The following is a 24,225-nucleotide window of genomic DNA, read 5'->3' as shown; positions in this document are numbered from 1 at the left end:
CGCTCGAAGCCAATCACTTTTCCACAACATTGCCCGCAATGTCCTCATCGCGAGGGGTAGGATTGCGACAAGCTGGACCCCGCATTCAGGCGATCAATCTGGCTGCCGGGGCGCACGCCGTATTCGTTGTATCCGTCTTTCCTGCCTTGCGCGTAATAGATGAACTGGCTGTCATAATGCCCACCCTGAGAGGGGGTCTGATCCTGAATCAACGCATTGTTGAGCACAACCCAATCGCGCTGGTTCTCGTGCCCGATGATATTGGCCACCGCATTCTGCTCAATGACCACCGAGGTCGAATCCGGAGAAATGTTGATGACCGGAACCGAATGACCGCCGGGCACATGGATCACCGAGTTCTTTCTGATCGAGATATTGTCCGAGCCATGGATCGAAATGCCGTGAATATGACCATTGTAGATCATGTTGTTTTCAACCAGCACATTGCGGTGTCGCATGACTGGGTTGCCGAGGTCCTTGCCGTCTCCGCCAGCCCAGATGGTCTGGGTGAAATCGCCACCGGCCATGTCGAATATATTGTCACGGATAACTATGTCCGAAGACCCCCGGGGCGATACCCGCATAATCTGGATCATGTCGCGGTGATCCTGGGATCCAGCCGCACCGCCAAAATCGTGAAACCGGTTCCGCTCGATTGTCAGGCCATCTGCGGCATCCACATCAACCCCATCGGACCGGATCGTGTGAATGTTGTTGCCCGTAAAGACAAACTGCCGCGATTGCACGGACAGAACTGCTGTCCACCATCTGCGAAACTCGTTGCCTGAAAGGGTCAGGTTCCCGCCCCGCTCGATTTTCAGGCCGATCCCGATACTGTACCCGTCCGCCTCGGACCCTGTTCCCCTTGCAGTCCCACCGTCGAACACGGAATTCGATATCACAATGTCCGTACTGTTCAGGATGACGAAATAGGCAATGAAATGCGGGTCGCCCCCATTGTAGGTGTAATCGAAATAGACACCATCCAGATGCACATTCCTGGCTCCTTCCAGAACCAGACGGGTAAAACAGGCCGGCGCGGCAGGATCGGCGGACCGGATCACCACGGGTGACCGGTATGCCGTGTTCATCCTAAGGGTTCCATAATTCCCCGGCGCCAGAAGAAAGATTTCCCCGCCCTGGGCATTTTGCAGGGCTGCGCCAAGATCGGCGGCATTTGCGACCGGCTGCCCCTTGGTCTGAGTTGCGGGAAGGTGCGTTCGCACGTCTCGCCCCTGACAGGGGGTCTGGGCCGCCACATCAAAACCCAACATGAGCAGTAGCGCCCCTGCCAAGACGAGAATCCGGGACCCGGCCATAACGCACCTTTCTGATAACCACACTTGCAGGAAAGTGTAGGCAAGGCGGGTTCCACTGTCTATCGCGCCTGCTTGCCCGTCTGGCGCCATGGCACGCCCGAATGGCCCTGGCAACGCCCAGGTTTCCCTTACGGCACCGGGCAATTCATTGCCGATGCCTATCGCCCATACGCAAGGACACGCCTGAATGATGGCTATTTTGTGGCCATTGTTGCCCTGGAGGAATCAATTCGCCAAACCCTAGGCAACCGCTAAGGGAAGTGGAACAATTCCCGGTATCGAGTATCGAGTTCACTCGGAAATGACTGCAAAAGGGCAAAATTGTCCTCATACAGGCAACAGTTTCCAAACATAGCCATATTCCGGCCAATCTGTCGCCCTTGTGCGACTGTTCCATACCCCTTGGGTGAGCGGGATCTTCAGCGCTTTGGGATAAGCGCATTTGGAAACACAGGTGAAAGATGTCGACGACTATCATTGTAACTTCCGCCGCAGAGCTGAACCAGGCTCTGTCACAGGCCAGCGGTGGTGAGACGATTCTCCTTACTGCAGGTGACTACGGGTCACTGAACCTCCACAATACCAATTTCGCATCGAACGTGACGATCCAGTCCGCGGATCCGAATGCGAAAGCCAGCTTCTCGGCTGTGCACCTCAAACAATCGTCGAACATCACGTTCGACAGCATCAAGTTTGACTACAGCTTCAGTGGTGGCGACCACCACTTTCAAAGCAAGTTCGGCGTCTACGACAGCCAGAACATTACGTTCAACAACTCGATCTTCGACGGCGATGTTGCCAGCGGCACCGGAACATCGGCAGACGGTACCGGCTATGGCACAGGTCTGAACATCGCCGGCTCGACCAATATCAACATCAACAACACCGAATTCTCACAATGGTGGAAGGCTGTCATTGCGGTGAATTCCGACGGGATCAATGTCACCGGCAACGACATCCACACGATCCGCTCCGATGGTCTGGTTTTTGACAATGTCGACAACATCCTGGTCGAGAACAACCACCTGCACGATTTCGGCGGCGCGGCTGGCTCGGGCGATCACCGTGACATGATCCAGATTCAGCGCGCCTATGGCAGCGGCAGCGACAACATCACCATCCGCAACAACCTCTTTGACATGGCCAACGGGGATTTCACTCAGACCATCTGGGCTGGCGGTGACGGCAAGAACATCGACGATCCCAGCGTGATCCACCACAACGTGTTGATCGAAGGGAACACGATCTACAACGGTCACTTCCACGGGATCTCTCTTTATGGTGTGGATGGGCTGACGATCACCAAAAATTCGGTCCTGCACGTAGACGAAAAGACGCTGACAGGCGGGATCGAAATCCCGGCCATCAACGTTTCCGCCGGTTCCAAAAACGTCACCATCGATCAGAACATTACGTCTCAGATCGTGGGGTATAACGGGCAGGCTGACTGGAACGTAGCCAACAACGCCCTGATTCAGCCCAGTGAGTACGATCAGAACTTCACCTATCAGGCAACGGCACAGGGGAATGGCTACAACCAATATGTCGTCGTCCCGGGCAGCTTGGCTGACACACTGAACGCCGGCTCTGCCGTCTCGCACGGTGCCACGGGATCCACCCCCCCGCAGCAGGTTACCCCCGGGGGATCACAACCCAACACCAACCCCACACCACCGGACAGCGGGTCCGGGCAACCCGATACCGGGTCCGAGCAACCCGATACCGGGACCGAGCAACCCGACACCGGGTCCGGGCAACCCGATACCGGGACCGAGCAACCCGACACCGGGACCGAGCAACCCGACACCGGGTCCGGGCAACCCGACACCGGGTCCGAGCAACCCGACACCGGATCCGAGCAGCCCGACGCCGAGTCCGAGCCTGTTCTTGGTGCCGACCCGCAGGGCGAACTGATGATCGACATAACCCATCAGGACAGCCCGGAGACTATCGGACGCCTGGACGAGGTTTCTTACGTTGGTAAAACCCATGTTCCGGCCGATGAGACGCAGGCCGAAGGCGATACAAGCGCCGAGCAGCCTGACACCGGCTCTGAACCTGCCCATGGTGGCGGCTGGCAAAGCGAGTTGTCGATGATCGACATATCCAATCAGAATAGCCGGGGGAACATCGGAACCCTGGACGGAATTTCTGACGCGTCGCAGGTTAGCTTCTCGGTCGACATAACCCGTGACGAAGGTGAAACGGGTGCTGAACGGCTTGTATGGAACCACTCGAATTTCGGCCTGAAGATGAATAAGAAAGGGCATCTGGTCGCAAAAGTCGACAACAATGATGACGGGTTCCGTAAAGGCTTCAAGATCAAGGATGTCGACCTGAACGACGGTGAAACACATCAGGTCACCCTGATGGTTGATCAGGACACCGACCGCCTTCAGATTATGGTCGATGGTGCCGTTGTCCTGGACGAAACCAATACGGATTTCGATTTCGCCGGCGGACAGGAAAGAGACTGGTACGTTGGTGACAGCGTTGACACCTTTGCGATCGGCGAAGAAGCCCCGTTTGTCGAGCCGTATTCTGATTTGTTCGCGTAACGGCAAAGATCGCTGAAAATACAGCCTATTGATTACCACTGCATGGGCGGGTGCCGAAAATTCGGACCCGCCCATATCTATTCCGCCCCCTGGCATTGCCAGTCATGTAAGCTTGGGTGCATACGTTCTTTGAATGCTGCCAGCATTCATCTAAAGATTGGTCAAACAGCCATGTCACTGCCTTAATAGGCGTATTGCAAAAAGTCTTTTTATCGCGATTGGCCCCGTTTCAAATGCCGCGCAAGGTTACGGGTTTTTTGGGAGAGTAAATGGTACAGTCAGAAATACGCTGGCACACGGATTGCAGACAGGATTATCTGGATACGGTCTGGAACATCATAACAGATGAAAAACCGGCCCGGATCATGGAAATCGGTGGCACGACCAGCCGATCGACCGGCGACAAGACACTGCCCGATCATGTCACATCCTTCACGATCAGTGACATAAGTGCCGAAGAACTTTCCCATGTTTCCGATGAGTTCGACACCCTTCAGATCAACGCCTGCGGCGATGTCAGCCATGTGGATCAGAGGTTCGATCTGATCATGTCCAAGTTTTGTGGCGAGCATATGCCCGACGGCAAGCAGTTCCACAAAAACATGCATCACCTTCTGGCGGATGGTGGCGTTGCTGTTCACTTGGTGCCGACCATTTTCGCCTCACCGTTCCTGATCAACTGGCTGTTTCCCGAACAACTGACACGCAAGGCGGTTCAACTGTTGCAGCCCCGGCGCTTTGATGGCCAGAATACCGGCAAATTCCCCGCCTATTACTCACTGTGTCGCGGCTCGACACCGTACATGCGAAAGGCGTTGGCGGATGTCGGGTTTTCGAGCATCGAAGTACACGAATATTACGGGCACCATTACTATGATAAGATTTTCGGCCTGCGGCAGCTGGATAACGGGCTGGCGCGCCTGTGCGCCCGGCACGAATGGGCGGTTTATTCTTCCTATGCCATCATCATAACGCGCAAGTAAGTGCCCCAGACCGGGCCCACGGCGTTTGACAGGAAACCAGCAAGACCGGAGGCTGTGGAAAGAGCGGAGCCACAAAACAGCCAAACAGACGAAGTAATGGAATTGACGCCCCAGTTTATGAATACCCGCTTCGACAGGTGGAGCGCATGACAAGTTGAGATCCGAGGACGTAGAGATGTTAGAGTCAAAAAGTTATCAGGCCTATATGAACAGCCCATACAAAAGCAGTAAGCATTCCACTTACTTCGATGTGTATGACAAACTTTTTTCTCCTTACATCGGAAAGGATATCACGTTTGTTGAGATCGGCGTTCTGGGTGGTGGATCTCTTTTCATGTGGCGGGAATTCTTTGGCCCTCAGGCCCGCATCATCGGCGTTGAACTGAACCCCGATGCAAAGCGCTGGGAACAGGAAGGGTTCGAGATTTTCATCGGCAGCCAGAGCGATCCGGATTTCCTTGAAAAAATCGTAAGGGAAGTCGGTGATATCGACATCGTTCTGGATGATGGCGGCCACACCTATGAACAACAGATCATTACGACGGAATGCCTGTTGCCACACATCAAGGATGGCGGGATGCTTGTGGTCGAAGACACGCATACCTCTTACATGGAAGGGTTCGGCCTCAGGCACCGTTCCTTCATCAAATATGCCATGAACATGGTGGACCGTATCAACCATCGGTTCTCGCGGCTGACGCCTGACACCTCGGAAAAGCGTGCCTGGGGGATTAGCTTCTTTGAGTCTTTTGTCGTCTTTGACGTGAACCGCAAGGCGACCTCGGTCGCATCGGCGCCCACAGAAAACGCTGGCAAGGACCTGCATGCCAAAGACTTCAGGCATGCGGACAATCAGACCTACGAAGCTCTTCTGAAAACATCCAAAGGGCTCTCGGCGCTCAAGGCCATTCCGGGGATGCGTGCCGCAGCCAGGCTGGTACGAAACATCGTGTCGCTGCCATCCAACATGAAGCGCGCCCGCAGGTTGAAAGAGTATTTTTGACCGGGTCAGAGACAGCTGTGTGCACGTTTCTTGTGGGAAATGTATAGCATGAGCATTGCACGACCCGCACATATCCTCTCGACCAGGTTCCGCTGGCCGCATGCGATTTCCGCCAGCCTGCTCATTTATGCACTCACAACCGCACCGGGCCTGATCAGGGATGGCAGAAACCCCGATGACTGGCGTCAGGTCCATGGTGCACCCGAGGGCGGGATGCCTCTTAACTGGACGACCGAGGAAGGTCGCTGGGCGATGGAGGTGCTGTATGTCCATGTTCTCCAGGAACGTTTTCTGCCCGTTTTGCAGACTGGACTAGCGGCAGGCGTTTTCCTTCTGCTGTCGTGGATTCTGGCGCGGCAGTCCGGCGATCGTGACACCCGGCCCTTCGCGACCTTTTTGATTTTCACGCTTGGCGTTCATCACATCTACATGATCAACGCCCTTACTTTTTCGAGCCACGTGTTTGCGTTCCCACTGGCGTTGCTGCTTTCCGTTGCCGGTTTCAAATGTTTTGAACGCGGCATCCTTCATGCGTTTGGCGCGCGGGTGATCTGGCTTTTGATCGGTGCGCAATGCATCGCGCTTTGTGCAGCACTCTATCAGCCTTTCGTCCCTTTTGGCGCCGTGATCCTGTTTGTCTCGATGATCCGAACCGACCGATACAAGACCACAGATGTGGGCACATTCATCCTGCTGTCGGCAATTGGATCATGTCTTGGCCTTCTGGTCTATTTTGCGCAGGCCCATCTGGCTGCCCAGTTGCATGATCATGTCCCCACGACCAACCGTATCGCGATGCCCTCTCTCCACGAGTTGCAGGGCAAGCTTGAAACAGCCCTTCAATTGCTTGGCCAAATCTGGCGGGGGTCGCTACAAAGAATACCCTGGGAAATCAAGACCCTGAACAGCGCCTATATCGGAATTGGGTTCTTGCTGGGCGTTGGGCTGAGCATTTCTGTCCTTGTACGGAACCCGCACAACTGGGTGAATGTCCTGCGTATCCTGACGGGCATGACCGGTATTCTCTTGCTGCCCTTACTGATCTGGTTCTCCTACGTTGGGCAGTGGATACCGTCACGGGCCGTCGCCTATGTAGGTTTACCGGCTACGGTTTTCTACTTGGCTGTTGGTGCAGGAATACGGGTACAGGGATTAAAGTCACCGGCCATTTTGGGTCTGCCCCTGATCGTTGCGCTTACATACGCGGTCATGGCGCGGTTCGTCTGGTACGATCAGTCCGAAATGGGAGGCCGTGATGAGGCGCTTGCCGAACAAATCATGACACGGCTCTCAGACCTGGAAGGTTACGACGGTGCGCCATTCCGCATCGTCGGGCATACAGACTATCCCGATCTGGATTGAGGAGACATGATCGGCTGGACCGTATTTCACGCCGGAAACTTTCGTCCCGGTATCTTCAAGAACATGTATGATCTGGACTGGTAAGCTGACGGCGGGCTGTATGAAGGTCCCAAAGCCTGTGACGCCTTCCCGGCCGCAAATTCCGTCTATCTGTATCATGGTGCCGCCTATATCTGCCTGTCACAAAGCCCCGGCTTTTCCGGCAACTTCATGTGCGCTGACAGCGACAAGCCCGAAATCGGTCGTGTCTGTGTCACGCCCACAGCAGTTCTGCGGTTCTCGGAAATCTGCGTGCGCCCTATTCGCGGGGACCGAATTGACGTGATACATGTCGCGATGCCAACCGTCCGCAGCGCATTTCACGACGTCGAGAGCCGCGGCTACACTATACATGGCGGGTGTTTCTATACCGCAGGCTGGAACGGTGAAGTGCCGGACGTGACCGACGTGTCGATGGTCGGCGGGGATGGTGCCGTCATCTGGTCCGAAAAGCTGACGCTCAGCGCGGTACGATATCCATTCGATAGCGCAGAATAAGGCGTGCCCGAGCCAGGCCACGCAACGCGCCAGAGTGACTTGAGCCACATCCTGTAGTATCATTCCCGGATTATCGGTCCGAGTAGATGTGTTTCAGAGTGGCTGTTTTTTGCAATGATATCATCAGATGAGAAAAGCGTTTTTCTAATCGGGCGTGAATACCGCACATATGCTGTCCTGTGTGTCCTGGGTGTTGCTCTTATATGTGTTGTCCTGCTGCGGCTCTGGGGGATTGAGCAACGCAGCATGTCCCATCCGGAAATCTATATCCCCGGTATCGAGCTGGTTCCGGGTATTTCCGAGCCACCGCCCCGCCATGATCTTGCCGGAACGATCTGGTGGCATTTCCATGACGAACCGCATCCCATGGGGTGGTATGTCAGCATGCTGGGCTGGACAAAGCTGTTCGGAACGTCACATCTGTCACTGCGGTTTCCGGGCGTCCTGTTTGCCATGGGATCGGTGCCGCTGATTTTTCTGATTGCGCGCAGCATATTCGGATCGTCCATCGGCTGCCTGGCCGCATTGCTGTTGTCGCTTCACGGCTTCCACATCTTCTGGAGCCAAATGGCACGTATGTATGTCGCCGGCGCCTTCCTCTCCCTACTGGCGACCTGGCTTTTGCTCTGCCTGGTGAGAACACCCAGACCACGGCCCTGGCTTGAGCTTGCTTATGTCGCGTCAGTTGTGGCCGGAGTGCTGACAGTCGAGTTTTTCTGGCCCCTGATCATGATCCACCTGTTGTGGACTGCATTGGTTCTGCCCCGGTCCGAGTTGGTACCGACCCGCTTTTCACACAGGATCGGCCTGTGGCAGGGTGCCCGGTTGTTTCAGATACAATCCCTTGCCTTCATCCTTGCCGCCCCTGCGCTGCTGCATGCCGTCTATCGCGCGCGCAAAGGCGCAACGTTTGATCCATACCCGGGTTTTCTGGTCGAGTACTTCTCTTTCGGATTTCTGTTCGCCAAAGACGCATTCTCCATTCCACAGCTACAGATCAATGTGATCTGGAGCTGGTTACTTCTGGCCTTTGCCCTGCTGTTGCTGACAGCCAGCCTGAAAGCCCCCAAGCGCGAGGCACCGATTTTCGCCACGACCCCTCGGATTCCCGTCTGGATTCCGGGCCTGCTGGCTGTTTGCTCAGCCAGCTTCATATTCTGGCTCGCCTCAATCGCACACCGTCGGAACGAAGCCCTGATGGCAATGACCATCTTGCCGTTTTTGGCATTGCTCATCCCTGCCTTGGGCGCGGTCTGGGGCAGGTTTGTCCCCCGCCTTCCATCGCGCACCCTGCATCACCCTCAGGAACGGGCACTGCTTTTGTGGCTGCTGGCGGTTGCCGCACCGTTGATCCTATTTGCAGCGTCCCATGTGGTATCCGTCCTTGCCTCGCGGGCTTTTCTGGTTTTTGTGCCTTACCTGCTGATCCTTTCCGCGGCCGGGGCGGTCTGGTTGTTTCAGAACATTCGCTTCAGGCTGGCAACGACAAGCCTGTGCCTGCTCGTCTTTGCTGCCAGCGTACCCTACGCCACCCGAAAGCCCGGCGCGCCCAACGATTATCAAGGCATTGCGCAAGCCGTGCTATCTGAAATGCAGCCCAGCGATCTTGTTTTTCTGAGGAACCGGGATTGGGTCGATACACCGCTGTTCTATTACATCAATGATGCGAATTTCGTCGTCTCCGAATACGATATCTCTTTGCGCACCAACCCCACATCCCGCGTCTGGCTGATCACGTGGCCCCACGAAGGAGAGCTTGTCATCACCGATGCACGGCGTGAGGCGTTGAGTGACTATGAAAAGACACAGAAATTCGAAAAACTACGCGCGCAGGCAGAACTTTTTGAGCCTAAGGTAAAACCATGATCACCTGTGCTCAAACGAACGAAAAAAGGCCTGCGTCATGGTGACGTTAAACATGAGTACCCCCACATTTCTATCTCGGGGGACAGCCCCGGACCAAAACGTCCCGACACTCAGCATCATTGTGCCTATGTTCAATGAGGAAGAAGTTCTGCCGGTTCTGTTCGAACGTTTGGGGCAATTCCTCGATCAGCTTGGGGAAAGCCACGAGATCATCTGCGTCAACGACGGCAGCACAGACGCGACCGCCAGGATTCTGGCTGCGGCGCATGAGCGCGATGATCGTATCAAGGTGCTGAACTTTTCACGTAATTTCGGCAAGGAAATCGCATTGACGGCGGGGCTGGATGCAGCTGCGGGTGAAGCCGTTGTTCCGATAGACGCGGATTTGCAGGATCCGCCCGAACTGATCGAGACATTTCTGGAAAAATGGCGCGAAGGGTTCGATGTCGTCTATGCCGTCCGGCGCCACCGCGACAGCGATACCGCGATGAAACGCTGGACAGCGCGGAAGTTCTATCAGGTCATCAACCGGCTTTCGGGGGTACCGATACCCGCCAATACCGGCGATTTCCGCCTTATGGACCGGCGCGTGGTTCAGGCTGTAGGGCAGCTGCGCGAGCACAACCGCTTTATGAAGGGCCTTTTTGCCTGGGTCGGGTTTCGGCACACCGAGGTGGCGTATGACCGCCCCGAGCGTGCGGCGGGGCAGACCAAATTCAACTACTGGCGCCTTTGGAACTTTGCGCTGGACGGTATTACCGGGTTCAGCACCGTGCCTCTCAGGATTGCGGGCTATGTCGGCATGCTGACTGCGTTGGCCGCGATCATCTATGGTGTTTTCCTGATCTCACGCACCCTTGTCTACGGGGTGGATGTACCCGGCTATGCCTCATTGATGGTTGCAGTGCTGTTGATCGGTGGCCTGCAACTTGTCGTGCTGGGCGTCATCGGGGAATATCTGGGGCGGCTTTATGCAGAGGCTCAGAAACGCCCGCTTTACATTGTCGAAAGCAGCCTGGGGTTTGAGCCCCTGGACGGTCATTCATCCTGACCCCTCGGCCTCATCTGCGCCGGTAGACAAGAACCTGCCCGTCCCCCAGCGTCCCGGCAAACGCATGCACGCGTTCCAGCCGCCCTTCCGCATCACGTTGCAGATCAGGAATGGCACGGAACATCCGGTCTGGGAACAGAACAACCAGCGTCACAGGGCCAGGTTGGGCCATGGCCTCGGAATAGTCCTGCGCATCCCCGATGGTTCCCCAGTCGGCATCGAAGTGGTCTTCGAAAAGGGGGCCGCCCGGGTTGATCGCATATACCCGTTCTGACGGGCTGCGGGTTTCTTCCACAAGCGCAAAAGCCCCCGCCAGATCCTGTTTCGGAGCAGAATAGTTCCGCTGCACCAAGAACACGGACACCACGATCATCGCCAGAACGCCCAACGCAAAGAGCGGCGATCCAAACCGGGGCTGTTGAGCCCACCGTGCCACCGCATCAGCACCGTATCGACACCCCACAACGGCCAGAATAATGATCAGCCCGATATCGACGAAAAAGAACCTCGGCCAGATCCGCATCTCAAGCGACAGCAGAAGCAGCAGCGTCACGGCGATATGCATGGCGATGGACGGGAAAAACAACGGCTGCGCCGCATGCGCCCCCACGGCACCGAAGACGATGACGGCCAGCCCACCGATCGCGATGAACAACATCAGCGGGCCGGTATCCCCAACCGCGGTCCGCAAACCTTCGACAATTGTCCAGAGCGGGTTCTGGTATTCCTGCATGGGGTCCACGGCGGATGTCGCCGAAACCTCGCTCACCGTGCCCGCTATGCTTGGCAAGATCGGCAGATACGCGAACAGGACCAGAACCAGCGCAACCGCAACACCCACCAGCGGATGCAGCACCCATTCGCGGGTCAAAGTGCCCCGGCCGAACCCGGTCACAAGGGAAAGCAGCCAGATGAGACCCAGTGCAACAAAGAAAAATGCACCGGTCAGATGGGTGAAAACAGCGGCCGCGGCGGTAAAGCCGAATGCAACCCAGGTGCCGGTCGCTGGCTGGCGCATCCCCCGCAGAAAGAAAATGAAGCCAAGCGTGCTCCAGAATGCAAGCTCGGTATATCCGCGCGCGTTCTGAGAGAACCAGACCTGATGATAGGACAGGGCCACCAGCAAGGCAGAAACATGCGCAATCGTGCTGTCTGCAACCTCTTTTGCCAGCCACCAGATTACCCCGACTAGACCGACGCCAAACAGGACGGCCGGAAACCGGTATGCCCAGGCCTGATCTCCGAAGATCTGGGAAACCAGCTTTGCCTTCATGCTGAAAAAGTAATGATGGTTCATCGAATATTCGCGCATCATCTCATTCCACGGAAGGCTGACATGCGTATCGACGGTCCGGATTTCGTCATACCACAGGGGCGCGTTCAGCCCGGCGCTTCTGAGGACTGCGGCAAGAAGAAGAATGAACAGGAGTATTGCCAGATCGTTGCGGTCAAGCGCGGGGGAAGGCTGTTTCATGGGCTTCTCCAGTCCACTCGGTTCAGGTCAGGCACCCGGCAAAATCGTCGGCCTGGACGCGGCGCATGCAGGTGCCGGTCCTTCTTTCGCATCCCACCGTATCCGGGGCGCATACTGACACAAGGCTCGGATGCAGGCGGTTTCACCTCAAAGCAGCCCAAATACTCGATAATATACAAAACATCCCCTTATTGTTTCCACTTCCTGCGCTCTGTCAGGCCACCCCATCCAGCATCTGCCGATAAATCTGTTCGATCCGTTCATGCACATGGGTTGGGTCGAAACGGTCCTCACGTGCCAATGCGCGGGCGTTGGCCCCCAAGGTTTTACGCAGCCCCTCGTCCCCTGCCAGTTCCAGAACGGCAGCGGTCAGCCCTTCGACATCACCGACAGGGCAAAGCCGCCCAACCCGGTCCGACACAAGCTCACTCACACCGCCGCAATCTGTCGCTATCACGGGCAAACCGGCGTGAAAGGCCTCGACGATTGAAATCGGCAGAGCCTCCCACCGGGACGTGAGCAGCATGAAATCCGCGGCGGCCATATGCAGGGGAACGGTATCGATCGGCCCCAGAACCCGGATGTTGTCACGCACCCCGGCCGAAGCAATCCAGTCCGAAAGCACGTCCGCCAGAGGACCGTGGCCAGCCAATGCGATCACGATATCGCGCCGGACCTTCACCAGCCGGGCCAAAACATCGATCATCACGTCGATACCTTTTTGCGGATCCAACCGGGCCGGGCTGAATATCAGCACACCTTCCTGGTCGCGCAAAAGCTTCTGTCTCAGCGCCAGAACGGCGGCGGGGTCCTGATCTGGCGGTGCCGGCACACCAAGCCCAAGCTGGGCTGTGCGCGCCCGGGGCAGGCCACGAGCAATCAATGCATCAAGGGTTTTACGGCTGGGACAAGCGGTGACATGGGCAGAGAACTGAGCGCTGCGCGTCACCCCACCATATCGTTCGGGCGTCGAGCCGTGAAAGGTAAAGAGACGGCGTGTCGGCTGACCGGCAAGCGCCAACCGGGCCACAAGCGCAGGGGCAGTTTCGTGAGAGTGAACAAGGTCGAAACGACCGCGGGCGGCGATCTTTCGCAGTTTTTGCGCGCAGCCCATGGCGGTTCCGAGCCGCCTCATCATACTGAGACCTTCATCTTCCGACACATGTTTCAGGTTCAACGCATGAAACCCGATATCGCGCCCTTCCTGGCCCCATGGACCAGGCGATCCCCCCAACTCGACATGATGTCCCCGATCCCGCAGGTAACTCGTCAGGTCGAGAATATGGCGCTGAATTCCACCTCGTTCGAATGCTGGCCCCAATTGCAGAACGCGTAGCGGCCGGGTGGAACGTCCGGTTGCAATATCCAGATCCTGCTCTGGTTGCCCTGAAACATAGGCCATGGACGAAACCCCTTACCCCCTTGTCCGGGGCACATGCGGACGTCATACAAACCCGCCACCCGGAAAGGTTTTACCAAATCGATTGCAGGTTCAGCACCGTTGATCTGATATGGTACGAGGCCGAGCCATGTTGAAACACAGCCATCATATGGCAGGTGCGCAATACGTCAAAGGTATCGTCGGCATTGGGGACGTCGATAAAGGGGAATGAATGCAGCAGCGCCCGGATTTCCCGCCTTTCAGGGGGTTTAGGTGCCGTCATATAAGCCAGACCACTTCAAGTGCCCTGCCCTGCGAGACGAGCCACTCAATGAACTCGTATTCGCTGGGCTGAAAACAGCAGCAAGATCAATCAGGAGCTTGAGTGGATTGGCATGAGCAGAAGGTCAGTATGTGGAGATCCGGATTTGGATTCACTTTGCCGCAAATCGTCATACATCTGATCAAGCGCTTCAAGAGAACGATGAGCCAAGCGTCCCGGGCCGGAGGCACCAAGGTCGATGATCTGCACGTCGTCGCGTAACGCGAGCGCGTCCCGCAGCATTTTGTAGCCACCTGAACGCTCAAGACCATAGGGCCAAAACTCCAGCACAACCGGACAACGCATTCTGGTCAGGCTCTGTGCACAGCTCAGCACGTGACCTTCATGCCCCTGCGTGTCGACCCAGATCAGGTCTGGCCCGTTTTCGGGCAGCAGGCCGTCTTGTACCAGGCTGTCAAAGGTACGAACCGGCACATCCTGAAGGTTCCAGTCACCTTCGTCATGCAGGTTTGCGGCTGTGTCGTCGGAAACGCGCAGACGGTGATCTCCGAAATTGGACGGAGAAAGTTCCATCTGCATCGTTCCGTTCCGGTTCGACACAGCCATCTGATGGCAGGTTACTTTATGCTCTACGTCATGCAGCAGCGCGTTCGCGCGCAAAAGGCGAAAATTTTGCGGATCAGGTTCGAAGGCAATAACCCGGTCAAAGCCGCGTCGCGCCGCATGCATCGAATGGGATCCGATATTCGCGCCGATATCCACGAAACATGATGTTGCAACATCATGTCCGTTTTCCCTGAGCATTTGAATCACATCGTCGATGGCCTGTTCCTGGAAACGGCCTTCCTGACGCATAGACCAGCCAATTACGGCATCACTGCGGTGCGTGATCCAATACCCTCCCGCCGCGCCACGGGATATGACAAGATCCGAGCTCTGCACGAAGGGCTCGAATGGTGCAGAGATGTCTGTGCCTTCCGAAAGAGAGGATGTCTCGTTGCTGGCCACTGTTGCCGGTTCAGGCGACGCGCCGGGATGTTGGCTCGCAGGCCAGGGCAACATCAGATAATCCGGGCTGTTCATCCACTGCCGGAACGGGTGCTTCGGGGATCCGTCGCTCTCAAGAATCCAGTTTCGAAACACCCCACGCGGTTTCCCATTGGTGTGAAACAGTACCCTCCGCAAAGCACGTATTGGACGTCCGTTTGAGGGTCGGAACAGCAGGCGTTCCAGAATGTTGCGCTCAGATTGCATTCACAGTGCCTTCAGTTCTTTTTTGCAGTTCATCGGTTTTGCCGCGCACCGCTGATACTTTCGCACTCAGCGGCACATCTTCATCCAGCCCTTTTGCCCACTGCAACGACAGCCTTGTCTTGGATGGCCAACGCCCGGTGAATATCCGCGCCCGGCCTCATTTGACTCAGGGTGGTATCACGGATCACGTATTCAGCATCCATTGCAGCGTCTCTTCCAGCTTGTGGCGAACGCCCACCGGGATCAGACTTTCCAGATGTGTTGGATCGCCCATCAGAATTTTTATTTCCTGAGCACGCGCAAAAGCAGGGTTGGACACCACTTCGATCTCATGGCCGGTGATGGTCCGGCACATATCCAAGATCTCTCCCAGCGCCGTCGCCTTGCCCGAGCAGACATTCACGGTTTCACCCCGAGGCGCGGTTTCAAGCAGCAACCTGTATATCCGCGCCACGTCGCGCACATCCGAAAAATCCCGCGCGACGTCCAGATTACCCAGCTCCAGCTGCGGCTTCTTTTGACGAAAATGTGAAACGATCTTCGGTACGAGGAATTTGGGGTCCTGCCCGTTGCCCGTATAATTGAATGGCCGCGCGATCACGATAGGAAGGCGGTCGTCAAACAGCCGGGCCATGTGCTCCATGGCAAGTTTTGAAACCGCGTAATCATTAACCGGCGCCGGACGAGTGATTTCCCGGATGGACGCCTCTGTGGCGTTGCCATAGATATTTGCGCTGCTGGCCAGAACAACGGCCTTGCTTCCGTGCCCGGTGTTGGCCAGCGTTTCAAGCAAGCACCGCGTCCCCATCAGGTTGACCTGATAGAAGCTCTCTGCTGTCCCATGCGCCACAAAAGCGACCCCCGCCAAATGCAGCACTGCGTCCGGCGCAACATTGGTGATAACCCGCTCAAGGCTGCGAGCATCGGTTAAATCCGCTTCCAGGTAATTGGGATCGGGTTCAGGGGCCGGATGAGCCCCAGTCCCCCAAACATCCCATCCCGCCCTTGCAAGCTCTTTCGCGGCGTAGCGTCCGGTAAACCCGTGGCGTCCGGTAATCAAAACTCGGAGCGCAGACATCAGAAGGACACGCCCTTCTCGTTACGCGCCAAATCTGCCTCAACCATCATCTGGCAAAGGTCCTCCAGGGACGTCGAGGCTTCCCAGCCAAGCTCTTGTTTTGCCTTGCTTGCGTCACCAATCAACAAATCCACTTCGGCAGGCCGGTAGAATTTGGGGCTGATCTGCACGAGAACACGGTTGCTTTCGGCGTCGACGGCCACTTCCTTCTCGCCCTCGCCTTCGAAACGCAGCTCGATTCCCGCACTCTTGAATGCCATGGAGACAAAATCCCGTACGGTCTCGGTACGACCGGTTGCCAGCACAAACGTGTCGGGTTCATCGGCTTGCAGCATACGCCACATGCCGTCCACGTAATCCCGGGCAAAACCCCAGTCGCGTTTCGCGTCGAGATTGCCCAGCTCAAGGCAGTCAAGCTGGCCCAATTTGATTTTGGCGACTGCGTCGGTGATCTTGCGGGTCACAAATTCCAACCCCCGCAGAGGGCTCTCGTGGTTGAAGAGAATGCCCGAGCTGCCAAAGATACCATAGCTTTCGCGGTAGTTTATCGTCATCCAGTGCGCATAAAGCTTGGCAACACCATACGGGCTGCGCGGCCAGAACGGGGTCGTCTCGCGCTGTGGCACTTCCTGAACCTTGCCGAACATTTCGGAAGTGGACGCCTGATAGAACCGGATCTTGGGGTTCACAATCCTGATGGCTTCGAGCAGATGCAGGGCACCGATGCCGGTAATCTGCGCCGTCGTGTGCGGTTGTTCGAACGAAACGCCCACAAAACTTTGAGCGGCCAAGTTATAGATTTCGTCCGGCTCTACCTGCTGAATAAGCCGGATCATCGTCCCCATGTCCGTCAGATCAAGCTCGGACAGAACCAAATTGGGGTGATTGCGAATTCCCAGATCTTCAATGCGCCAAAAATTCGTGGAAACAACCCGGCGAAAGGTGCCAACGACCTTGTATCCTTTGTCCAGCAACAGCTGTGCGAGATAAGCACCATCCTGCCCGGTGATACCTGTAACGATCGCAGTTTTTGTCACTCCTAATCCCTTTCTGTTTTGTCGATTGCCCATCGGATGAGACACCTCGACATGAGCAATACTCTTTTTTGTCAACTTCGCCATGTCTACATGGCCGCTGCGGTGTGATTTCGCTTAACTCCCGTTGCGGAACAAGCGACCTTCAAAATTTTGCATCGGAGGGGAACCGTTCTGAGCCGGACTTTGAACCGGGGGCGAACTTTTCGATCAAGGGCTGACCGGCTCAAACGCCTGAAACTCTCCAATATGCGTTGAATTATCTGGGTGCGTACATAGCCTGCCCCATATCCTGAGCCACATCAGACCAGCTGCGCAGATCCGCGACTTTGATTTTGTCTTCCAGGGTTGCCCGGTGAGAGGGATCATTGAGCCTCAGGACAGCTTCGGCAATGCTTTTGACACTCATTGCATCACAATATTCAACCAGATCCATTCCAACTTCGACAAGCGAGCTGTTCTCGGCGACAACTGCGGACTTTCCGTAAGCCAACGCCTCGCCCACAGGCAGGCCCCAACCTTCGTAGACACTGGGCATCAATACAAACTGGCAATTCTTGTAGAGAACGTGAAGCTCTTCGTCCGTTGGGCCCTTAACTTCGCTGACATAACCGTACACATCGCCCGTCCCCTTCATCAGAAGATCAAACTCTGTCGTCACCCAGCCCCTGCGACCGGCAAATATCAGCTTTGGCAGGTCCGTATGACCCTGATCAACCAGATATTTCCATGCCATCGCCGTGCGCCAGATATTCTTGCGCAGTTCCACCGTGCCAACACAAAGGGCGTAGGGTTCACCAACAATTTTCCGCAAATGGGCATTGAGGTGGCGAGCATCTTCAAGCTGAGGGTATGCGTCAAACGAAATCCGGGAAGACACGGGGCCTTGCTGATGCACCTCGTTCTCTGCGGGTTCGGTTTTGGACAGTCCCGCCTGCGCCAAAGGAACAGTCGTTGCGGTGTGCTGAATGTCATGCGCCTGAAAAAAGCGTAAAAGATCGCGCCGGGTGGCTTCGGAAATCGTCATGTAGCGGCTCGTATATTCCCGAGAGGTCAAAAGCCAGTCATAGAATATGTAAGGCATGCTTCCAGCTGTAAGCTGTGGCGCTTCGATTGGGATCAGATCGTAGACAAGCGTGTGTACTTCCATCCCATGCTCTTTGGCCATTTTGAACCCCTGGCTCTGATGCGCCTGCCAGCTGCTGTCCAGAAGCACAAGATGATCACCCTTTGCTGCCACTTCGAATAGAGCCTGCTCTGTTCGGCGAGATCCCGACGTGCTTTTGGGGGCTTTCCCCCATCGGACTGCACGCCACATTTTCGATGTCATGTCCTTTTTGCGAAACGGCGCCTCGCTCCGCAGCAAGCTCATCACATCTAACCTGGTGCGGTGATAATAATACTTCACAGGGCTGCGCCGGTATCTGTCCAGAACCGGAAGATTGGACCGCGCCGCTTTCCTGGGATGGAAGAGTTGCCGCAATTTCGCCGGTGAAGCGAGTGTATCGCGCCCTATTTCTTCGAGAAGCACACAGCGCTGTGTCCCGGAACGCGGCTCGCACCAACTCAGGTAGATAAGTTTCGGGTCGCTGAGTTTGGTGAATTCCGTGATCAATTCCACCATGACACGTTGAATGCCAGAGTAGCGGTCAACTTTTTTGATGTAATTGATCAAGCCGGAAATATCGAAAAAAACCTTGTTGCCATCTGTGTTAAACGTAGGGGTATTCATTTTTACTCTCCATGCATTCACGCAGATGAATTGGTTTCTTCTTTTCGGATAGTTTTGCAGCTTTTCCAAGGTGTGCCGGGTGCAATAAACTAACGCGATCTTGTCCTGAGCTTCGGAATTCATATTGCCGAGGTGGTGGTTCGGGTCGCCGCATATGGGGGCCAGAGCATCCGCCCCGGGCGGTTTCAGCAACCCAGTTTTTGCAACACCCCGCGCAAGTCCACGGCAACGTCCGTCCAGGTGCGAAGCTGCGGTTTATGTGCGGTAATGCGCGTGCGCAGTTGTTCGGTGAAATCCGGATCCGTCAGCAACCTTGTGATGTTATCTGCAAGCTGATCGGCCCGATCCGGGTCGAAATAAACGCCAAGGTCTCCGCACACTTCTTTCAGAGCGGCCGCGGTAGAGCAGAGCGCTGGCGTGCCGAACCACAACGCTTCGCCTGCGGGCAAACCCCAACCTTCCATTCGGCTGGGCATGATAAGCGCCAGTGCATTTTGATATAGATTTACCAAATCCGTCTGGTTGGGGTTTTCGCGAAAAACCACATGATCGCGGATTGTGCTGCATTCATCCGATTGCAGATAGGCCGTGGTCTTGTGGCGCAACGCCCCGGCCAGAACCAGCGTGGGAACGTCTTTTCCATCCCGTTTCAGAATGCGCATCGCCTCGAAGACCACATCCAGGTTCTTACGGCCCAGCATTGATCCAACGGTCAGAATATAGGGCTGCTCAGGGGCGTCCTGCTCAGCCTGTTCGGTTCCTTCCGGACATTCATGCACAAGAGGCACAGCAAAGGTTTCTGGCGCTTCAGGCAGGATATCTTTTTGGGAAAAATCCAGAATCTCCTGCCGCGTGAACTCGGAATTGGCCAACAAGGCTTTGGACCGCGAAACCAGCAGTTGGTTGTCCCCGATGAAGTTGCGCGGAAAGCTTGCCAGCCGGTGTTCAAAATCGTGCAAGGGGATCATGTCATGCAGCATGGGAATGATGTCGCAAGACACGCCCTTGCGATCCAGTGCGCACAGAATCTCGACGATCAGCTTGGGTCGCCCGCAGCTCACCAGGGTTTTGCCGGACATGTCTATGGGCGTCATGCCCGGTGCGATCGCTTCCCAGGCCTTGCGGTTTCTGCGCATGACCAGCGGCCGGACAGCTGCAAGCGCCAGATCCCGCAACACGGATTTGGTATAGTGGTGACTGCGCACACGCACTTGCCGGATTCCGCTGGGAACGTTCAGGTCCACCCCGCCATCTGCCCGCAGACTTGGGAAGATTTCAAACAGCTCATCATGACCTTGTGAGAAAACGGCGAACCTGACGGCGGTGCCCTGTTTTTTCAGTTCTGCGCCAATCTCGGCAACGACCCTGGCAATCCCGTAGTAGCGCAGCTTACCGGTTGAGGCCAAAAGAACCTCAGTCAGGTCATAGACAACCTGCTGCTTTTCGGCTGCATTAAGCTCTTTCACCATTCCCGTTTCCGTTCGATCATCCGGTCAGTTGAGGCTGTCTTCCCGGAGCGTTCTAGACCCGGGAATAAACGTCCTCATAGCGGATGATGTCATCTTCGCCCAGATAGCTTCCGGTTTGCACCTCGATCAGAACCATTGGCACTTTGCCGGGGTTTTCCATGCGGTGCACAGCGCCAAGCGGGATGTATACAGACTGATTTTCGGTGACCAGTTTGACGTCGCCGTCGACCGTGACCTTCGCAGTGCCCTCGACCACGATCCAGTGTTCGGAACGGTGGTGATGGCTTTGCAGGGACAGGGCCGCGCCGGGGTGGACATGGATGCGTTTGACCTGGAAGCGTCCACCAATAACCAGACTTTCATACCAGCCCCACGGACGGAAATCCTTGGGAAATATAGTGGCCTGGTTTGCGCCCTTGGCCTTAAGCGCTTCGACGGCTTTCTTCACGTCCTGCGCGCGGGATTTATCCGCCACCAGAACCGCGTCAGGCATTGCCACGGTGATGACGTCCTTCAGGCCGATACCCACCACTTCCAGATTGCCCGCCTCTGAACGCAAAAGCGTGTCGCTGCAGTCAATAGCCGTAACGCTGCCCGCCGCCACAACCCCGTTTTCATCGGGGCCCGCTTCACGCCAGACCGAGTCCCAATCACCCAAATCAGACCAGCCAGCGGAAAACGGCACGACGCTCAGGTTGTCGGCTTTCTCCATCACGGCATAGTCGATCGAGATATCCTCGACCTGCCCCCAGGCCTCAGGGTCCAGCCGCAGGAAACCAAGATCCGTCGTGGCTGCCTCGCAAGCTGCCTTGACCGGGGCCATCAGCGCCGGCGCGTGGGTTTCAAAGGCGGCGATGACATCATTGGCCCGGAACAGAAAGATACCGCCATTCCACAGATGTTTGCCATCGGCCAACATCGCCGTTGCCGTATCCACATCCGGTTTCTCGACAAAACTGTCGAGCTTGACGGGCGCGGTGCCGTCAGGCGCCCCCGCCAGCTTGAGATACCCATATCCGGTCTCAGGGCGGTCCGGCATGATTCCAAAGGTCACCAATTGCCCGGCCTGGGCCGCGGGCACGCCTGCGGCCACAGCGGCGCGGAACGCATCTGCATCAGGCACGACATGATCGGATGGTGCGACCAGCAACAGGGCCTCGGGGTCGGATGCCGCCACATGCAGGGCCGCAGCCAGAACCGCAGGCGCGGTATTGCGCCCTTCCGGTTCGATCAGAATCGCACCTGGATCAATACCCGCTGCCAGCAACTGTTCAGTCACGATGAACCGGAAATCAGACGCGGTCACCACCAAGGGCACGCCATACCCCTCTCCGGACAGGCGCCGGGCCGAGGCCTGAAACAGGGTCTCTTCCCCGGTAATGGCGGCGAACTGTTTTGGATAGGATTTCCGGGACAGCGGCCAAAGGCGGGTGCCGGAACCGCCGCAGAGAAGAACAGGAGTGATGGACACGATCAAACAACCTTTGCCAGTAAATTGAGGTTTCTACTCTCAACTTAACACCGGTTTTTCAAGACGCTTCTTTTGTTACGGGGCCGGTTTTCGGCAAAAAAATGATCACCGCGGGTTCCAAAGGTGCGGTCGCCACAAGCCGACCACCCCGGGAAGGCCTGATCAAATCGATTACAGACTCAGCACCGTTGATCTGATACTGTGCGAAGCTGAGCCATTTTGAAACATGGCCACCATATGGCAGGTGCGCAGTACGTCAAAGGCATCCCCGACAATAGATACGTCGAAAGGGTGAGTGAATGTACGAAGCGATTGGCCAGTCTGCTGGCGAAGATATTATTGAAAGAAATGCAACAGCCGTAACCGACAAGGTTCTTCTCGTCACAGGTGGGGCGACGGTTGGCGGCAGCATGGTGGATAGCAATAGCACCATCGTCGATGCGCTTGGCCGGCAATTGGGCATCATGCGCACATCATCGGCCATCTGGCAGGATGTGGCGCTGAAGGCGGTCAGCGCCGAAATGCTGCTGGCTCGTGCCCTGTTCAGACGGAAATCTAAATTCAAGAAGGCGCCTTACCGCGCCGCAGTCGAGCGGTATTTTTCATCTCAATCCTATGTCAGCGCGCCTGAACTGACCGAAGTCGTGCTTGCAGGCGATCTGCGCAAGGAAGGGATTGCTTTTGAAGCGACCACTTTCGCCGGGCTTGCTGATGCCGAAACACGCAACCGACTTCTGGGTGAATGCAAATGCGTCTTTGTTTCAAGCACATTGATGCGAGATATGAGCGAGCTCATACCGCTGGTTAAGATGCTGAAACAACCGCATAACAAGGTTGTTGTCGGGGGTGCCCTGGTTTCACTTTTGCATGATGACTGGACACATGTTCCGGGTGCCGATCTTGTCGCCATCGGCTATGGGGAAATGCTTGTTCCCGTATTGGCACGCTGGATCAAAAGCGGCTATCGCGACATTGAACCCCCTGAAAACGGTCGCGTCGTGGAACGTCTGGGAAATACGCTGGTCTACAGCGGCAGCCCATCCGGAAAAAGCCTCGACTGGCTGCCCACTCCGGACTGGAAACTGGCCGAGGCATATCACGGCCGCAGTTTCGAGATGATCAATTATGAATCCGTCCGCGGCTGCCCCTATCGGTGTTCTTTCTGCAATTTCCCCTTCCTGTTCGAAGACACCATGTTCCGGGTCAAATCCGCCCGCAAGATTTTCGACGACTGGATGATCTACGCCAAGGGAGGAGCAAAGATCATCAATTGCATGGACAGCCTGTTCACCATCCCGCCCAAGCGCCTCAAAGAACTGTGCGAGCTGTTGATCGAAGCAGGCAGTCCGGTCGGCTGGACCTGCTATGCGCGCGCGGGTGATCTTGCCAAACCGGGCACCGCAGCGCTGATGAAAGCGGCAGGCTGCCAGCTGGTGCATATCGGATACGAGACCGGCGATCAGGGCGTTTTGGACAACATGAACAAGAAATCCGATGTCGGGCACAATGTTCAGGCGCTGATCAATTGCCGCGAAGCGGGGCTGACAACGGCCATTACATTGATTGTCGGTTTCCCGGGCGAGACAAAAGCCAGCCTGCGCGAAACACTGAAACGTTTGAAAGAAGCGCCCCCGGACCTGTTCTTTGGCGGAGGCTTCAACACCCGCATGGTGTCCATGCCCGTACTGCAACCCGATCAACGGCGACGTTTCGGGCTTGTCACACAGCTCGATCATCTGTCCTCTGCGCCTTACTGGAAGCATGACACCATGTCCTGCCGAGACGTGCCCAGCGGGTTGCGCTGGCTCAACCGCAGCTTGATAGAAGAGAAAGTCGCGCTGGAAGGCAGCCTCTTTTATGAGGGGCTTTTGGGATATGATGCTTCTGACCGCGACGACCTGCTTGATTTTCAGGCCGATCTTGTGGCGACGCTGGGACCGTTGAAATACGGGTTCGATCTGGCCCAACAGGTTCTTCGCGGAATTCTGCATTTCGATGTCTGGCGCAAGCTCCGGCACATAACCCCGGAAACCGAGATGCGAACCCCTCAGATAGATCGTACTCCCGAGCAAATTGAGCAAGCTGGCTGAGTGGGTCAAACCACTTCGACGGTGTTGTCACATTAACTGGATGTGAAAGATAAGAAACAGTCCCCCTCATTCCCGCGCACTGTCTATTCGCAGTATTTCTCAGGGGACCTGCAAACCGCGCCAGAAAGGAAAAAGATCAGAAACCCAGACTCTTCCATATTTCTCCTTCGACGACCGAGGAGTTTCGTGTAGCCTTGGTGTGTTATTGTATCAAGTTCAGGCACATATTCTCAATCGGAAGTTGCTGTTTCGCCGTTTGTTCATAGTGCCTGCCTATTAG

Annotated in this window: 19 protein-coding genes; 9 read left to right on the top strand and 10 right to left on the bottom strand. The window is 56.1% G+C overall.

What is annotated here, in order from left to right:
- Positions 1 to 44: 44 nt before the first annotated feature.
- A complete protein-coding gene (locus GOW09_RS20470) occupies positions 45 to 1,274 on the bottom strand; it encodes a right-handed parallel beta-helix repeat-containing protein (RefSeq protein WP_171120462.1) in 1,230 nt (409 codons plus the stop codon).
- A 69-nt stretch (positions 1,275 to 1,343) separates the two neighbouring features.
- Here GOW09_RS20470 and GOW09_RS22430 point away from each other — a divergent pair, with 69 nt between their 5' ends.
- The 8 genes from GOW09_RS22430 to GOW09_RS20435 all read left to right on the top strand — a co-directional run bounded on the left by GOW09_RS22430 (position 1,344) and on the right by GOW09_RS20435 (position 10,679).
- Positions 1,344 to 1,574: a hypothetical protein gene (locus GOW09_RS22430; RefSeq protein WP_217360296.1), complete on the top strand. Its 231-nt coding sequence runs from the start codon at positions 1,344 to 1,346 to the stop codon at positions 1,572 to 1,574.
- A 206-nt stretch (positions 1,575 to 1,780) separates the two neighbouring features.
- The gene (locus GOW09_RS20465) at positions 1,781 to 3,877 is read left to right on the top strand and encodes a right-handed parallel beta-helix repeat-containing protein (RefSeq protein ID WP_171120460.1); all 2,097 of its coding nucleotides are present in this window, start codon (positions 1,781 to 1,783) and stop codon (positions 3,875 to 3,877) included.
- A gap of 269 nt (positions 3,878 to 4,146) precedes the next feature.
- The gene (locus GOW09_RS20460) at positions 4,147 to 4,860 is read left to right on the top strand and encodes a bifunctional 2-polyprenyl-6-hydroxyphenol methylase/3-demethylubiquinol 3-O-methyltransferase UbiG (protein WP_171120457.1); all 714 of its coding nucleotides are present in this window, start codon (positions 4,147 to 4,149) and stop codon (positions 4,858 to 4,860) included.
- Between the two features lie 175 nt (positions 4,861 to 5,035).
- Positions 5,036 to 5,863, top strand: a complete 828-nt coding sequence (locus tag GOW09_RS20455) for a class I SAM-dependent methyltransferase (protein ID WP_209835505.1) — start codon at positions 5,036 to 5,038, stop codon at positions 5,861 to 5,863.
- A 48-nt stretch (positions 5,864 to 5,911) separates the two neighbouring features.
- A complete protein-coding gene (locus GOW09_RS20450; RefSeq protein ID WP_171120454.1) occupies positions 5,912 to 7,225 on the top strand; it encodes a glucosyltransferase domain-containing protein in 1,314 nt (437 codons plus the stop codon).
- A gap of 210 nt (positions 7,226 to 7,435) precedes the next feature.
- Positions 7,436 to 7,762: a hypothetical protein gene (locus GOW09_RS20445; RefSeq protein WP_171120452.1), complete on the top strand. Its 327-nt coding sequence runs from the start codon at positions 7,436 to 7,438 to the stop codon at positions 7,760 to 7,762.
- Between the two features lie 246 nt (positions 7,763 to 8,008).
- The gene (locus tag GOW09_RS20440; RefSeq protein ID WP_171120448.1) at positions 8,009 to 9,628 is read left to right on the top strand and encodes a glycosyltransferase family 39 protein; all 1,620 of its coding nucleotides are present in this window, start codon (positions 8,009 to 8,011) and stop codon (positions 9,626 to 9,628) included.
- Positions 9,629 to 9,680: 52 nt separating this feature from the next.
- The gene (locus tag GOW09_RS20435) at positions 9,681 to 10,679 is read left to right on the top strand and encodes a glycosyltransferase family 2 protein (RefSeq protein ID WP_171120446.1); all 999 of its coding nucleotides are present in this window, start codon (positions 9,681 to 9,683) and stop codon (positions 10,677 to 10,679) included.
- 10 nt (positions 10,680 to 10,689) lie between these two features.
- On the opposite strand, the gene GOW09_RS20430 is transcribed toward GOW09_RS20435, so the two are convergent.
- The 9 genes from GOW09_RS20430 to GOW09_RS20390 form a co-directional block, all read right to left on the bottom strand.
- A complete protein-coding gene (locus GOW09_RS20430) occupies positions 10,690 to 12,153 on the bottom strand; it encodes a glycosyltransferase family 39 protein (protein WP_171120444.1) in 1,464 nt (487 codons plus the stop codon).
- A gap of 214 nt (positions 12,154 to 12,367) precedes the next feature.
- A complete protein-coding gene (locus tag GOW09_RS20425; RefSeq protein WP_171120442.1) occupies positions 12,368 to 13,555 on the bottom strand; it encodes a glycosyltransferase family 4 protein in 1,188 nt (395 codons plus the stop codon).
- Positions 13,556 to 13,625: 70 nt separating this feature from the next.
- Positions 13,626 to 13,817 carry a hypothetical protein gene (locus tag GOW09_RS20420; protein WP_171120440.1) on the bottom strand — a complete coding sequence of 64 codons (192 nt, stop codon included), beginning with the start codon at positions 13,815 to 13,817 and terminating at the stop codon, positions 13,626 to 13,628.
- A 90-nt stretch (positions 13,818 to 13,907) separates the two neighbouring features.
- Entirely contained in the window at positions 13,908 to 15,071 is a 1,164-nt protein-coding gene (locus GOW09_RS20415; RefSeq protein WP_171120437.1) for an FkbM family methyltransferase, read from the bottom strand.
- Positions 15,072 to 15,255: 184 nt separating this feature from the next.
- Entirely contained in the window at positions 15,256 to 16,149 is an 894-nt protein-coding gene (locus GOW09_RS20410) for an NAD-dependent epimerase/dehydratase family protein (RefSeq protein WP_171120436.1), read from the bottom strand.
- Positions 16,149 to 17,186, bottom strand: coding sequence for a GDP-mannose 4,6-dehydratase (gene gmd / locus GOW09_RS20405; RefSeq protein ID WP_367397138.1), 1,038 nt, complete (start codon positions 17,184 to 17,186; stop codon positions 16,149 to 16,151). Before gmd ends, GOW09_RS20410 begins: the two co-directional genes overlap by 1 nt.
- Before the next feature lie 256 nt (positions 17,187 to 17,442).
- Entirely contained in the window at positions 17,443 to 18,984 is a 1,542-nt protein-coding gene (locus GOW09_RS20400) for a glycosyltransferase (RefSeq protein WP_171172406.1), read from the bottom strand.
- 116 nt (positions 18,985 to 19,100) lie between these two features.
- Positions 19,101 to 20,384, bottom strand: coding sequence for a glycosyltransferase family 1 protein (locus tag GOW09_RS20395; protein ID WP_171120432.1), 1,284 nt, complete (start codon positions 20,382 to 20,384; stop codon positions 19,101 to 19,103).
- A gap of 52 nt (positions 20,385 to 20,436) precedes the next feature.
- Positions 20,437 to 21,855: a mannose-1-phosphate guanylyltransferase/mannose-6-phosphate isomerase gene (locus GOW09_RS20390; RefSeq protein ID WP_371807921.1), complete on the bottom strand. Its 1,419-nt coding sequence runs from the start codon at positions 21,853 to 21,855 to the stop codon at positions 20,437 to 20,439.
- A 299-nt stretch (positions 21,856 to 22,154) separates the two neighbouring features.
- On the opposite strand from GOW09_RS20390, the gene GOW09_RS20385 reads away from it, so the two are divergent.
- The gene (locus tag GOW09_RS20385; protein WP_171120430.1) at positions 22,155 to 23,945 is read left to right on the top strand and encodes a radical SAM protein; all 1,791 of its coding nucleotides are present in this window, start codon (positions 22,155 to 22,157) and stop codon (positions 23,943 to 23,945) included.
- The last annotated feature ends 280 nt before the right edge of the window (positions 23,946 to 24,225 follow it).

Source organism: Ruegeria sp. HKCCA5463 (genome assembly GCF_013034175.1).
Taxonomy (GTDB): Bacteria; Pseudomonadota; Alphaproteobacteria; order Rhodobacterales; family Rhodobacteraceae; genus Ruegeria.
The sequence above is the reverse complement of the archived record's forward strand: the minus strand, read 5'-3'. Positions and strand labels throughout refer to the sequence as shown.